We start from the raw sequence: 13,433 nt of genomic DNA, 5'->3' as shown, positions 1-13,433 counted from the left end.
TGGTGGAGATCCAGAAGCAGGGCTGTGGAAAACCCAACCGCATTTTCCCAAAATCCTATGAAGCGGTTCCAAACACCGACTTCAAGAAATCCGGTTCTGGTACGCCGGAGGGCTGAAAACCGTACTTATGAAGTGAGGAAATCACTCCCCGGAAGTACGAAAACCGGACGGTATATAGAAATACAAAGATTAAAAAGATTTATTTATATTCTATCCATTCCAATCCTATCCGAGCTAATTTCTGCGGGATTTTCCCTGTGGAAAACCCCGGATAGGAAAGGAATGGGGAAAGGAGCAGAATGGCACAACACGCAATTTTGCGGTTTGAGAAGCACAAGGGCAACCCGGCAAGGCCGCTGGAAGCCCATCACGAAAGACAGAAAGAACAATACGCCAGCAACCCCGACATTGACACAAGCCGGAGCAAGTACAACTTTCATATCGTCAAGCCAGAGGGCAGGTACTATCATTTCATTCAAAACCGCATTGAACAGGCCGGGTGCCGAACCCGCAAGGACAGCACACGGTTTGTCGATACGCTGGTAACTGCCAGCCCGGAGTTTTTCAAGGGGAAATCCCCAAAGGAGATACAGGCGTTTTTCCAGAGGGCGGCGGACTTCCTCATTGGCCGGGTAGGACGGGAAAATATCGTGTCGGCGGTGGTACACATGGACGAGAAAACGCCCCACCTGCATTTGACCTTTGTTCCGCTGACAAAGGACAACCGCCTGTGTGCAAAGGAGATTATCGGCAACCGGGCAAACCTGACGAAGTGGCAGGACGATTTTCACGCCTATATGGTGGAGAAATATCCTGACTTGGAGCGTGGGGAGAGCGCCAGCAGGACAGGCCGGAAGCATATCCCCACCCGGCTTTTCAAACAGGCGGTTTCCCTCTCCCGGCAGGCAAGAGCCATTGAAGCCACACTGGACGGCATTAACCCGCTGAACGCCGGAAAGAAAAAAGAGGAAGCCCTCTCCATGCTGAAAAAGTGGTTCCCGCAGATGGAGAATTTCTCCGGGCAGTTGAAAAAGTACAAGGTCACAATCAATGACCTGCTGGCGGAGAATGAGAAGTTGGAAGCAAGGGCAAAGGCCAGCGAAAAAGGAAAGATGAAAGATACGATGGAACGGGCAAAGCTGAAAAGCGAACTGGACAATTTACAGCGGCTGGTTGACCGTATCCCGCCGGATATACTGGCGGAACTGAAACGTCAGCAGCGGCACACGGTAAAGGAAAGGTGATAGATATAAGCAGAAATTTTCGCCGCCTCTGTGCGGCATTGTACCTTGAAAACTGAATATGGAGGACACTGGATGGCAAAAAGTGAAAGCGATATTTTTACACCCCGAACAGGGCAGGTTATACAAGCAGAGAACGGCACGCAGTATTTTGTATGTGGGAACAACCGTATAAAAATCTCCGAACACTTCGCCGCAGGCGGGAAGCCCCTCGGTGATCTGATTGTAGATGTGGTGCGGCATACCGCAGAAAAAGCCGCTTCAACCTGATAGCCCATCATTGATAACACGCCCACGCTTATGATATAATTGCCATAGAGCAAAAGTATTGTAAGCGTGGGTTGTTTCTTTAGAAGGAGGATTTTTACGGTGAAACAACCTTACAATACTACGATTTACAACACGGCGCTTTATATGAGATTGAGCCGGGACGATGAACTGCAAGGAGAAAGCGGGAGTATTCAGACACAACGCATGATGCTCCGGCAATATGCCGCCGAGCATGGCCTGAATGTCATAGATGAATATATCGACGATGGATGGTCTGGAACGAACTTTGACAGGCCGGATTTTCAGAGAATGATTGATGACATTGAGGACGGGAAAATCAACTGCGTTGTTACGAAGGATTTATCCCGCTTAGGCAGAAACTACATTCTGACCGGCCAGTACACGGAAATCTACTTTCCCAGCAAAGGCGTCCGCTATATCGCTGTCAATGACAATGTGGACACCATCAACGGAGAGAATGAGCTTGCCCCATTCCTCAACATTCTGAATGAAATGCACGCCCGCCAGACCAGCAAAAAGGTAAAGGCGGCCATGCGGACACGGTTCGCAAATGGCGCACACTATGGAGCCTATGCTCCGCTTGGCTATGTCAAAGACCCAGATAAGAAAGGCCATCTTCTGATTGACCCGGAAACAAGGTGGATTATCGAAAAGATTTTTGACCTTGCCGTTCATGGCCGGGGAGCCGCCAGCATTACACGGATTTTGGTCGAAGAAAAAGTACCTACTCCCGGCTGGCTGAATTTCCAGAGATACGGCACTTTCGCAAATATCTATGCCGGAGCGCCGGAGGAAAAAGCCTATGCGTGGACGATAGCGCAGGTGAAAAGTATTCTGAAAGAGGAAACCTATATCGGACACAGCGTCCACAATAAGCAGACCAACATTTCATTCAAAAACAAGAAGAAAGTACGCAAGCCAAAAGAGGAATGGTATCGTGTGGAGAACACCCACGAAGCGATTATTTCCGAAGATGTGTTCCGTCAAGTACAGGAGCAGATTTGCAACAGGCGCAGACGGCAGAAGAACGGCACAACACAGATATTTTCCGGGCTGGTAAAATGTGCGGACTGCGGCTGGTCGCTGGCCTATGGTATGAACAGCCAGAACAAAAATCCCTATGCCCACTACCATTGTAGCAAGTACGGGCAAGGATTGCACCAGTGTTCCATGCACTATATCCGCTATGATGTGCTTTACGCCTATGTCCTTTCCCGTCTGCAATACTGGTCTGTGCTGGCACAGCAGGATGGGGACAAACTTCTGAAACGGCTACTTAACGCCAGCGACAAGGAACGCAATACTGCAAGGAAGCGGCAGACAGCCGAACTGAAAAAGGCGGAAAAGCGCAAAGCAGAAGTAGACACCCTGTTTGCAAAAATGTATGAGGACTGGTCTGCCGGACGCATTACAGAATACAATTTCAATATGCTGTCCGAAAAGTATCAGGGCGAACAGCGAGAATTGGACGTAAAAATTGAACGGCTTCACGAAGCGATGGAGACCGCCGCCCAGACAGCGGTTGACGCTGAAAAGTGGATAGGTCTGATGAAACAGTATGTCAATCCCACAGAATTGACGGCTGAACTTCTGAATACGCTGATTGAAAAAATCCTTGTCCATGAAGCGGTCAAAAGTGAGGACGGAAGCCGGGAACAGGAAGTGGAAATCTTCTACCGCTTTATCGGCAAAATCGAATGACACATCTTGAGATACCCAACAATATCTTTAACTAAGGGAAACGGGAAGTAATCTGCCGGATTTGGATCTTCTCATTGAAATGGCGGATGCATTGGTTGTTTATCGGAGGATTTATCGCAGCTGTCATTTATATGATTCTGGTATTCAGTGATCGGGCGGATAATTTCCTGGGAGGATTGTGCCTGGGAATTACATTTGGCATGATGATCGTTGGAGCGATTATGACGAGTAAATACGCGGCCCAGATCAGAGCATTCAAAATGCGGATTTCGTCCTGCAAACCGATGGTATATACAAGCCATAGAGTATCACGCTTCAGAGCATAGCTGTCAGCGTAATCTTTGATAATCTACGAAGCGACTCTTTTTATTGCAAAAAATCAGATAATTAAATTATATTTAAAAAATATTTGGAAAATATATTGACATAATCATAAAAGAGTGATATTATAAATTCAACAAAAGAAAAGAAGAGACAACTTCAAAAAACAGGAGGTAGGTCCAATGAAATAGATAATTTGAATTGGACAAAATCAATAGAAAGAGGGGTTATACAGTGAAACTTCTAGAATATCATTAAAAGAGCTATTTGATTCGTAAAAAATCAAATAGCTCTTATTTTTTGATGTTCTGTTTTAATTCTTCTGATAGTATTTATTCTTGTCAAGCAATTTTTCAGTGCTTGCAACGATCACGCTGGCAGCAACGTCTCCGGTGGTGTTGGATACCGTACAGATCATATCTGTCACTGTGAGATATACCATGACCAAAGGAAGGCAATCCATCGGCACTCCCATTTGCTTCAGGAGAACCGTGCAGGCAACCAGAGAACCACCCGGAACTCCCGGCGAAGCCATGGACAATAACATGCCTGATACAATTAACATTATAATATGGCTTGTGTCGATCGTTACACCGAATGTTTTAGCCATGAACAAAACTCCCGTCATTAGAGCTATCATTGCACCATCCATATTGATGGTGGCTCCAAATGGAATAGTGAAAGAGTAAACACGTTGGGAAATTCCTATATTTTTACAAAAATCCATATTCAGCGGCATGGATGCACTGGAGGAACTTAATGAAAAAACATTCAGCGCGGTCGGAATGTAGCGTTTCAGGAATGGGAACGGGCTCACTTTCGCTGTGAGTACAATCATTATTGAGTATGTAAAAACCATCACAACCAGTCCTGCTAACAGTGTTCCAATCAGCGCTAATAAAGATATCAGTGCATCTGTTCCGGTGGTCAGAATCAAAATCATAACAGAACAAAATGTAATTAGCGGAATCAGTTTTGCGAGCAGCAGTACCATTTCCAGAAACATATCGTTCATTGCTTCAAAGAAATTCTGAAGTACCTTTCCTTTTTCTCCGATCAAGTTGGCCGCAACACCCATAAACAAACCCATGAGTAAGATCTGAAGGACATTGTTTTCATAGAAAGATCCCACAATATTGCTTGGGAAAATATCGATGATCGTGTCAAGAAAGGATATGGCAGTGTTCGGAGTGTCCTGCGACGTTATCATCGATACAAAACTTCCCTCTGTGCCGGGCTGAATCAGATAAAAAATGCCGATTCCTGCAATGGCAGCAATTGCACTGGTAAAGGTATAGATCCCCATGGTTTTTCCGCCGATTCGTCCGAAGCTGCGCATATCTGAGAACTGCATCATACAGGTGATCATGGAAAAGAATACAACCGGTCCTACAATCATGGAAAGCAGATTCATATAAATGGTTTTTAAAGGCTGCAGTACATTATTGCAAAATCCATTGTAAATGGTCTCGCTGAGGCAAAGACACATGAATAATCCGATTATAACAGCCAGAACAATTGCGGATAATGTGATGTATAGTGTCATCTGAGGATCTTTCTTCGTGATAATATCTATGTAATTCATATTTTTTTTACGAGATATCTTGAATTTGTCCGCAAATCCTTTTAACAGCATATTCTGGATTGTTTCGATGGCACTGTCATCCATTTCTTCATCAAAAGCATTCTTAAAATCATTTCCACTGAGAGCCAGAGCATCCGAAAAATCGATTTCTTTTCCTTTACATTTGATTTTTGTGGTTACATTGCCTAAAACAGAGCAAATCCAAATTTCGAAGGTAGTTCCCTCAGCTGCATCTTTTGCCAGTTTAAACAGGCATTCTTCTGCTAAAAGTCTGGTTTTGATGATATCTTTTTCAGATACTTTCTTTCTGGGCAGTTCAGCCCCAAGAAATTCCAGAGCTTCCATAATTCCCTTTTCTGATAGTTCAAAGCGTTTTGGCATTTGTTGTGTCCCTTTCGTTGATTGTGATTTGATGATTTATAAAGACAGGATACAGTATGATTGTAACACATTGTATGAATAATTGCATATCTTTATTGCGTGAAGGAAAATACGACAGAGCTGGTTGATCCGCTGGATGTGAAGAAGAAACTGTCAGATTTGGAAGAAAAGCGGAGTACACTTCTTGCGGAACTGGATACACAGATCAAGGTTTCAAATGCAACTACGTTTATTGAAATAGCATAACATAACGATAATAATGCGTGTAATCGTAAAAATGTGTCTACATTATGAAAACTTCAAACTCAACTTCCCGATAACAGGGGCAATATTTATTGTTTTTACATTACTGGACCGTAAATTATGAATTGATAACTCTTTTGACTTGAACTGTATTTAGTGTATAAAGAACTTTTGTTCAGGCATAGAATTGTGCCGAAATCCATGTGTAAGGTTATAGTGATAAGCTGATTGACTGGAAGACATCCTCATGGCTGTAATGCAGGCATATAGACTACGCGCAAAGATAATATGAAATGATGCTTTTTTGGAAAATGGCTGGCTTTTGATGAAGCTGGCTGTTTTTCAAAAGAAGGAATGAAAGGGACAACAGAAAGAGCCTGAATCGTAACGAATGCACTGGAATCGGGGGCGTTACGGTGTATAATATAAATTAATTAGGACAGGGAAAGAGGAAGAACCATGAAAAAGCGAAAGAAGATTGAAATTATTACAAAAGCAATTACTGAAATAGGGCTATGCCGCTGTTCCTTTTCGTATAGCGAGGACTTTTTTTATTATTATCCAAATGAAGTAAATAAAAAATTTTTTTTGGGACAAACTGAAGCAGATTTTCAATTAGATGGCTATTGTATACGTAAAATGTCACAACTTAAGAAAGTTGAGGTTAATACTAATAAATGTAATGAGATTAATAAACGATATGGTATTACAAGAGGTATTAAGGCACCGGATATTGATCTGTCTGATTGGAGGACAATTTTTGATTCCTTAAAAACGAAGGAGCAATTTATTATTGTGGAAGATGAAATTCATGGAGAGTTTGCTATTGGCGTAGTTGTCAAGGCGAAGAAGAATAAACTATTTCTCAGGGCGTTTGATGCAGATGGAGTATGGTATGATGATATACTTAAGATTCCTTACTCTACTATCACAAATGTAGAATGGGGAACAAGATATTCTGATATGTGGGAAAGGTATATGAAGGAAAGACCGTAACCGTCGGAATTTGAATATGCTAAATCTACGGGAAAGAGTGTATGGTACCCGGAATAAAGCAAAGTATTTGTGTTACGGTGAGAGTTGAATCCCGGTTAATGTGAATTGATTTTTACGAAACTCCAGAATGCCTTCGTCGCGCATACGTCCCAGTTCCTTGGAGAGGGCGCTTCGATCCAGGTTCAGATAATCTGCCATTTGCTGGCGATTAAACGGAATTCGAAACGTAGTTCTGCCTTCCTTAACGGCCTGATAGGAAAGATAAGTCAGGATGCGGGCACGTGTTGACTTGGGGGTGGTACAGAAAATGCGGTTTGAAAGTACCTGATTTTTCTGTACACAGGCATTCAGGATGTTTTTCATAAACTTTCTTTGCCAGGAATCATTCGCATACAGCGGATCTGTAAGAGCACTCAGATTCAGAAACAGAACCTCGCAGTCTTCGGCAGATACGACGTCTACCATTAAAGGCTCCCGGCTGAGCGCATAAGTTTCCGCAAAAATATGACCGGCAGAAACGTTGCTCAGGATGCTGCGATTCCCCCAGAGATCATTGATTTCAATATTGACACTGCCACGCATCACGATACCGGCATCGGATATCATTGAGCCTGCATGGAAAATGACGGCATTTTTTGCGAAAGATGCCTGATGCATGCATTGGATAGTCTGCATTTTCTGCCATTCAGTATCATTAATTCCCTGAAAAACAGGTGATAAAAATTTCTCCATGAATTCTCCTTTTGTGGTTATAACCACCGAATTTTTGATTTGATTATAGTATAATCCAAACAGAAGCACAAGGAGGACAAAAAATATGATCAGAAGAATTATACAAATTGATGAAGATAAATGTAATGGATGCGGTGCGTGTGCAAACGCATGTCATGAAGGGGCCATCGGCATGGTGGATGGCAAGGCAAAACTTCTTCGGGATGATTACTGTGACGGGCTGGGGGATTGTCTGCCGGAGTGCCCGACCGGTGCAATTACGTTCGTGGAACGTGAGGCGGCGGCTTATGATGAACAGGCCGTATTGGCGAATAAGAAGAAAAAAGATGAAATGGCAAGGTCCGTTTCCTGCACTTCCAGACTTGCCCAGTGGCCGTGCCAAATCAAACTGGTTCCGGTAAACGCGCCGTATTTTGACGGTGCAAATATACTGATTGCGGCGGATTGTACGGCATATGCCTATGCAAATGTGCATGAAGAATTTATGCGCGGAAAGATCACGCTGATCGGCTGCCCGAAGCTGGATTCGGTGGATTACAGCGGGAAACTGACACAGATTTTTGCAAATAATGATATTTGCAGTGTTACCGTACTGCGGATGGAAGTGCCTTGCTGCGGAGGATTGGTGATGGCCGCTAAGAAAGCGCTGCAGGCTAGCGGGAAATTCATTCCGTGGCAGGTCGTTACGATTTCAACGGATGGAACATTACTGAGCCCAAGTGTATAAGAAAAGCTCCCAGCAGTTCGGATGCAAGATAAATAAGTCGTCCGGCGGTCTGCCCGGTGACTAGGGCGATATCCGCAAAGACAATCTGCTGCATATGATAGTAAGGACTGACGTAAAACATGTTGATGAGTCCTTTGGTATGTAAGGCCATATTCAGCAATGTGGCAATTCCAACTAACAGAAGAAAGAGGGTACCCGGAAGCAGGAAATCCTTTGGAAGGGAACTGTTTCTTTGGGTAAATATCAGAAAGAAACCGAGATAGATTAGAAGAAAGTGCCAGAGGTAGCTGTGTAGTGTGAGTACAGGCAGATCATAGTGCATGCCACTGGTATCGGCAAATGCGAAGATTCCTCCGAGAAGACCGAAATCAACTATAAAATTAGCCAGTACTTTGCGGAGACCCAAGAATTTCTCAGAGAGAAGACAGTATAAAGGAAGCAGATACATTGGGATGCTGCAAAGCTGGAATGGGAAATACCACCAGTCATAGGTACAGTCGTTATTTATGAACAAAAGAATCTGCTTGACCAGCTCTGAGAGCGGGAACAGTACAGCAAGAAAAACGAGCAGTTGCTGCTGGATATTATCGGAGAAGTGATGAGACTTCCAGGCCAGTGTGATGGCAAGTATGCTGCCGATAAGAAATATGTACATTTTTAATCATCTCTTTTCTTTCGTTGTGTTAAGAGTTATATCTGCTATGTGCAATTCTGCCTTGATTATAGTATAATCAAGACAGAAACACAAGGAGGCGGTTGGCTTTGGGAGAGCGTAGAAAAAAGCCTTTTAAAGCGCTAACCGGAAGCTTGAATTGTGATAAGAAAAGAGCAGGAGAATGAGAAATGGGACATTTTTATTTTGTTCGCCACATCAGTAAATGCATCAACGATTCGCGCAACCATCATCATCAATCCCACCAGGCCGCTGGAAACACCCATTACATCGGTATAGAATTTCATCAAAAACATGGATGAAAGAATAAAAATAAAATTCCCCGGCGGAAGTTGTACAGAGTTCACTGCACAGACCCCGACGGGGCAAATTTATGCTTCTTTTATTTGGCTGTCATATAAGTGTCAAGATTTTCGAATTGATCCAGATAGCTTACAGCGTCCTCGTACTGGTTAGACTGAAGTGCTACCCGGATGGTATTGCATACGCAGCGTTTCAGCTCGCGGATATCCAGAGTTCCTTCATCCAGTTCTTTGCGGATGTTCTCGTGGTCAGCAGGATCTCCTGGCATAACCATATCGTTTCCGGCACGCATACATCCTGAAGCGGTACAAATGCCTGCAGTGGAATCTGTGGTAGTAGTCCAGTCTGTCATGATCGCTCCTGCAAATCCCCATTCGTCTCTGGCGGCTTTTGTACAAATATCATAGCAGTTCGCGGCATGGACACCATTGATGAGATTATAGGAGGTCATAATGGACATTGGCTGAGAGTTTTTCACAGCGATTTCGAATCCTTTCAGGTAGATTTCGCGAAGCGTTCTTTCGGAAATCACACTGTCAGATCCCATACGGTTATCTTCCTGGTTGTTGCATGCAAAATGCTTGATAGTGGTTCCGCATCCCGCTACCTTCTGTACACCAAGAGTCATGGCGGAAGCCATCATACCAGAAAGGAGCGGATCTTCTGAATAATACTCAAAGTTTCTACCGCAAAGAGGATTCCTGTGGATATTCATACCTGGTGCCAGCCACAGAGTTACCTCAAACAGTTCCATTTCATGTCCGATCATTTCGCCTATTTCTTTGATAAGCGGCAGGTTCCATGTCTGGGCAAGAAGGGTTCCCACAGAAATAGCAGTACAATACTGGTGATATGTGGTGCCTCTTTTTCCACGTTTAGCTGCAAAAAATCCACCTTCCAGTGCTTCCATCAGATCACCGGCTTCAATTTTTCCTTCAAATACCTGATAGGTCTGTTTCAGACGAATACCGGCGGGGCCATCTGCAAGCACGATACTGGCTACATTCCAGGGATCCTTAGCTGCTATGGAAACAGTCTCAGCTGCTGCACCCGGAACGGTCTGTCCTGCGGAACCAAATTCGCTCTGTCCGGAATTTACATCTCCCGTTGCGAAGGCAACAAGCTGATCCAGGGACAGGCTTTCGGTAATATCTCCTGCTTTACCTGGTAGTTTATCCGGAATACCGGAATACGAAATGGTTTCTGATGGAATATCGGAAGCCTCCAGTTCGATTGTCGGAAGCTTATCTGTCATCGCAAGCCATGCAGCTTCTTTTTCTTTCATTTTTGAAATATCTGGAATCATCTCTTCCAGTTCCTGCTTTTTCTCACATATATGTTCGCACTGTACCATGCACGCGTCCTCATCCAGCTTCAGGGAACCGATTAGTCTGGCACTGTCAAGAGAATTTCCCACCCAGATACCATAGGTTCCTTTTTCCAGAATCCATGCAGCCTGGTCTTCGTCGTAGGAAGCCATCTGGTAGAGGGAAAAGGAGATTTCCAGGCTCTGGCTCTCTCCGGGAGACAGAAGACGAGTTTTTCCAAAACCGGCAAGCCTGCGGTATTCTTTTGCCATTTTGCCCTGTGGGCAGGATACGTAGATCTGAGCAACTTCTTTACCGGAATATATGGCACCTGCATTTTTTACATTTACGTGGACGGATACCATTGGATTTGACGTTCCCATACCATTTACAGCGATATCTCCGGCATTCATCTCAAATTCCGTGTAGGAAAGTCCATGGCCAAAGCAGTAACGTACCGGTACGTCAAATGTGTCAAAATAGCGATATCCTACATAAATTCCTTCTTTATATTCCTCCTTGTAAACATCGCCGCTGTTATGGCTGAAGAAGGAAGCATTGGGATAATCTCCATAAGTCAGTGCCCAGGTATCGGTCATCTTTCCCGAAGGAGTGACATCGCCGCTGATCACATCAGCAAATGCATTTCCACCTTCCTGACCGGCCTGCATAAACTGCAGAATGGAACGGATATTGGAAAATTCATCTGTAAATCCAAGGTCTACAAGACCGCCGGTATTGATTACCAGAACTACATCCTGATAAGCCTCACAGACCTGGGTAAGCAGTGATTTTTCTTCTGCTGTGATCAGATAATCGCCTTCAGACACGGATCGGTCTGCATTTTCACCGGCAATTCGGCTCAGGACAAAAATTGCGATGTCAGCTCCATCTGCCCGTGCAGCTTCTACATCGATGGCACTTCCGCAGGGCATCTGAAACTGCGCTGCGGAGTAGGCACGAAAGAAATTATTGTCATATTCCGGCAGGCTTTTGAAAATCTTATCTCTCCAGTTTTCTCTTGCCTGAATATACTGAGCATCATAGTCATCTAGCCATTTTTTGCTGGTTACTTCATAGCCTGCATTTATCATACCCTGATAAATATTTACACAGTCACGTTCATTTACATCACCGGATCCGGTGCCACCCTTGATGGTTTTGATCGCACCGGCACCGTAAAGTCCGATTCTGATTCCTTTCGGCAAAGGAAGAAAGTGCTCATCATTCTTTAAAAGAACGAACCCTTCGGCAGCAGCCTTTCTGGCTAATTTGCGATTTTTTGTCTCACGCTCAGTCACAGCATCAGATGTAGTACCTGGAAACAGACGTTTTCTGAGTTTCATAATAACCCTCCGATCGTATATATCATTTTCATGGTTGTATTTTTCAGATATCTTGATTATGAAGTATATATGTGTTTTTTTCTATTCATTTTTTTGACTATTTTTTGGTTGATATTGATATTTTTTGATTTATTTCTTAAAATATAGAAAGAAAATATTGTCAGAATTGACATACCATAGAGAAGAAACAGGAGGGAATGCTATTATGTCTGCTTATACCTATGAAATGGTCCGTGAAAACAGCCGGTTGCCTGTGCATTTTTCTTATGTACAGGAACCGGCCCACACTATTTTGGCCCACTGGCATGAATATCTGGAAATTCTTCTTATTGTTTCCGGAGGGATGACTGCGGTTATTCAGGCAGAAACTTTTGAACTGTCTGCAGGTGATATCCTGATCATTAATTCCAAGGATATCCATATGACCCGTACCCATGGAGATACGACCAGTTATATTCTTCTTCAGATTTCCGCCCGATATCTTCAACAGTTCTTTCCAAATTTTGATGTACTCCATTTTGGTACATGGATTCCTGCCGGAACTGCTCTGGAAGGTTCGACCTGCGCACCAACGCATTATCTGATGGAAATGCTGGACATTTACCAGAAGGAAGAGGATGGGTATCCGCTTCTCTTTACTGCCAGACTTCATGATCTTTTGTACTGTCTTTACAGATATGATTCTTGCTGGCTGGCATCGGATGGTCAGAAAGCGGCTCACCGTGATATTTTGCGGCTCACCCAGACAATGGATTGGGTGGGAGAGCATTATCGGGAACCGCTGACACTTGATGAAGCTGCCGGAAATCTGGGACTGAGCCGGGAATACTTCTGCAGGATTTTCAAAAAATATACGGGACAGACCTTCCTGGAATATTTAAATGCTGTCCGTGTTATGCGCTTTCATGATGAGCTGATTTATTCCAATGACTCCATCACCAATCTGATGGCAGCCCATGGGATCAGTAATTATAAGATTTTTCTTAGAACGTTTAAAAAGATTTATGGAGATACACCGCAGAGAATGAGGATGTGAATGGACGAAAGCCAGACACGTCCGGCAGAAGATAGGGCAAGAGTGTTACCGATTCCAGGGGCAACCAGACTTCCGTGGCAGTCGGAAAGACTACCAAGTAAACTGGATGAAGTTAAAAGAATTGAGAATTAAAAGGGAAGATTGTTTAAATAAGGTGGTGTTGAGATGGTACCTAAAAAAGTAGAAGCATATTAAACGGGTATTAAGAAAGGGACACTAAGAATGAAAAAATATAAAAAGAGCTCTTTAAAATACAAAAATAGAGCTTGGGTTATAGTTTTTACTAGTATATTACAATTATTAAATTTTATGATTGTTTGGGTAAATACAAAAGCATCAATATATTTATTCTTAATTATATTTGCAATATTTGGCCTGGTTACAGAGATAAAGAGTGACTTTTGTGTTGTGGTTCGAGATATGCATATTCCGCAAGAATTGCGCATCCGTTCCAGAGGAACGGAGCGCCATTCCGCTTCAAACTGAGCAAAGCTCAGCAGGTTGATTAATTACTATTGGTTATTCTGCGATCCCTGCCAGGAAATTCAAG

The 13,433-nt window shown here is 43.6% G+C and carries 14 protein-coding genes and 2 pseudogenes; 11 read left to right on the top strand and 5 right to left on the bottom strand.

Going from position 1 to position 13,433, the window contains the following annotated elements; genetic code table 11:
• The 5 genes and pseudogenes from ACTNBR_RS15180 to ACTNBR_RS15160 form a co-directional block, all read left to right on the top strand.
• Positions 1-116 (top strand): annotated as a pseudogene (locus ACTNBR_RS15180) (replication initiator protein A); the annotation flags it as partial.
• 183 nt (positions 117-299) lie between these two features.
• Positions 300-1,244, top strand: a complete 945-nt coding sequence (gene mobV, locus ACTNBR_RS15175) for a MobV family relaxase (RefSeq protein ID WP_002334814.1) — start codon at positions 300-302, stop codon at positions 1,242-1,244.
• A gap of 72 nt (positions 1,245-1,316) precedes the next feature.
• Complete coding sequence (locus ACTNBR_RS15170) at positions 1,317-1,511, top strand: hypothetical protein (RefSeq protein WP_002334813.1); 195 nt, start codon at positions 1,317-1,319, stop codon at positions 1,509-1,511.
• Positions 1,512-1,655: 144 nt separating this feature from the next.
• Entirely contained in the window at positions 1,656-3,233 is a 1,578-nt protein-coding gene (locus ACTNBR_RS15165) for a recombinase family protein (RefSeq protein WP_154410947.1), read from the top strand.
• Positions 3,234-3,307: 74 nt separating this feature from the next.
• Positions 3,308-3,559: a hypothetical protein gene (locus tag ACTNBR_RS15160; RefSeq protein ID WP_441019051.1), complete on the top strand. Its 252-nt coding sequence runs from the start codon at positions 3,308-3,310 to the stop codon at positions 3,557-3,559.
• Positions 3,560-3,867: 308 nt separating this feature from the next.
• Here the strand turns inward: ACTNBR_RS15160 and ACTNBR_RS15155 are convergent, their stop codons facing one another.
• Positions 3,868-5,520, bottom strand: coding sequence for a dicarboxylate/amino acid:cation symporter (locus tag ACTNBR_RS15155; RefSeq protein WP_441019050.1), 1,653 nt, complete (start codon positions 5,518-5,520; stop codon positions 3,868-3,870).
• Between the two features lie 99 nt (positions 5,521-5,619).
• Between ACTNBR_RS15155 and ACTNBR_RS15150 the strand changes: the two genes are divergently transcribed.
• Together ACTNBR_RS15150 and ACTNBR_RS15145 are read left to right on the top strand one after the other, a co-directional pair.
• A complete protein-coding gene (locus tag ACTNBR_RS15150; protein ID WP_427808707.1) occupies positions 5,620-5,766 on the top strand; it encodes a hypothetical protein in 147 nt (48 codons plus the stop codon).
• A gap of 456 nt (positions 5,767-6,222) precedes the next feature.
• Positions 6,223-6,759 (top strand): hypothetical protein, encoded by a 537-nt coding sequence (locus tag ACTNBR_RS15145; protein WP_427808708.1) that lies wholly within the window; start codon positions 6,223-6,225, stop codon positions 6,757-6,759.
• A gap of 72 nt (positions 6,760-6,831) precedes the next feature.
• Here the strand turns inward: ACTNBR_RS15145 and ACTNBR_RS15140 are convergent, their stop codons facing one another.
• Positions 6,832-7,491, bottom strand: a complete 660-nt coding sequence (locus ACTNBR_RS15140; RefSeq protein ID WP_427808709.1) for a Crp/Fnr family transcriptional regulator — start codon at positions 7,489-7,491, stop codon at positions 6,832-6,834.
• An 85-nt stretch (positions 7,492-7,576) separates the two neighbouring features.
• Between ACTNBR_RS15140 and ACTNBR_RS15135 the strand changes: the two genes are divergently transcribed.
• Positions 7,577-8,218 (top strand): ATP-binding protein, encoded by a 642-nt coding sequence (locus ACTNBR_RS15135; RefSeq protein ID WP_427808710.1) that lies wholly within the window; start codon positions 7,577-7,579, stop codon positions 8,216-8,218.
• Here ACTNBR_RS15135 and ACTNBR_RS15130 read toward each other — a convergent pair.
• The 3 genes and pseudogenes from ACTNBR_RS15130 to ACTNBR_RS15120 form a co-directional block, all read right to left on the bottom strand.
• A complete protein-coding gene (locus ACTNBR_RS15130; protein WP_441019049.1) occupies positions 8,175-8,873 on the bottom strand; it encodes a TMEM164 family acyltransferase in 699 nt (232 codons plus the stop codon). The two genes, ACTNBR_RS15135 and ACTNBR_RS15130, sit on opposite strands and share 44 nt — an antisense overlap.
• 212 nt (positions 8,874-9,085) lie before the next feature.
• Positions 9,086-9,211: pseudogene (locus ACTNBR_RS15125) on the bottom strand (MFS transporter); the annotation flags it as partial.
• Between the two features lie 62 nt (positions 9,212-9,273).
• Positions 9,274-11,847 carry a glycoside hydrolase family 3 C-terminal domain-containing protein gene (locus tag ACTNBR_RS15120; RefSeq protein WP_441019048.1) on the bottom strand — a complete coding sequence of 858 codons (2,574 nt, stop codon included), beginning with the start codon at positions 11,845-11,847 and terminating at the stop codon, positions 9,274-9,276.
• Positions 11,848-12,052: 205 nt separating this feature from the next.
• On the opposite strand from ACTNBR_RS15120, the gene ACTNBR_RS15115 reads away from it, so the two are divergent.
• The 3 genes from ACTNBR_RS15115 to ACTNBR_RS15105 all read left to right on the top strand — a co-directional run bounded on the left by ACTNBR_RS15115 (position 12,053) and on the right by ACTNBR_RS15105 (position 13,369).
• On the top strand, positions 12,053-12,883 hold the full coding sequence (locus tag ACTNBR_RS15115; RefSeq protein ID WP_321069885.1) for an AraC family transcriptional regulator: 831 nt from the start codon (positions 12,053-12,055) through the stop codon (positions 12,881-12,883).
• On the top strand, positions 12,884-13,015 hold the full coding sequence (locus tag ACTNBR_RS15110; RefSeq protein ID WP_441019047.1) for a hypothetical protein: 132 nt from the start codon (positions 12,884-12,886) through the stop codon (positions 13,013-13,015).
• A 90-nt stretch (positions 13,016-13,105) separates the two neighbouring features.
• Positions 13,106-13,369: a hypothetical protein gene (locus ACTNBR_RS15105; protein ID WP_441019046.1), complete on the top strand. Its 264-nt coding sequence runs from the start codon at positions 13,106-13,108 to the stop codon at positions 13,367-13,369.
• The last annotated feature ends 64 nt before the right edge of the window (positions 13,370-13,433 follow it).

It is taken from the genome of Bariatricus sp. HCP28S3_F11 (genome assembly GCF_052065395.1).
GTDB lineage: Bacteria > Bacillota > Clostridia > Lachnospirales > Lachnospiraceae > Allocoprococcus.
The sequence above is the reverse complement of the archived record's forward strand: the minus strand, read 5'-3'. Positions and strand labels throughout refer to the sequence as shown.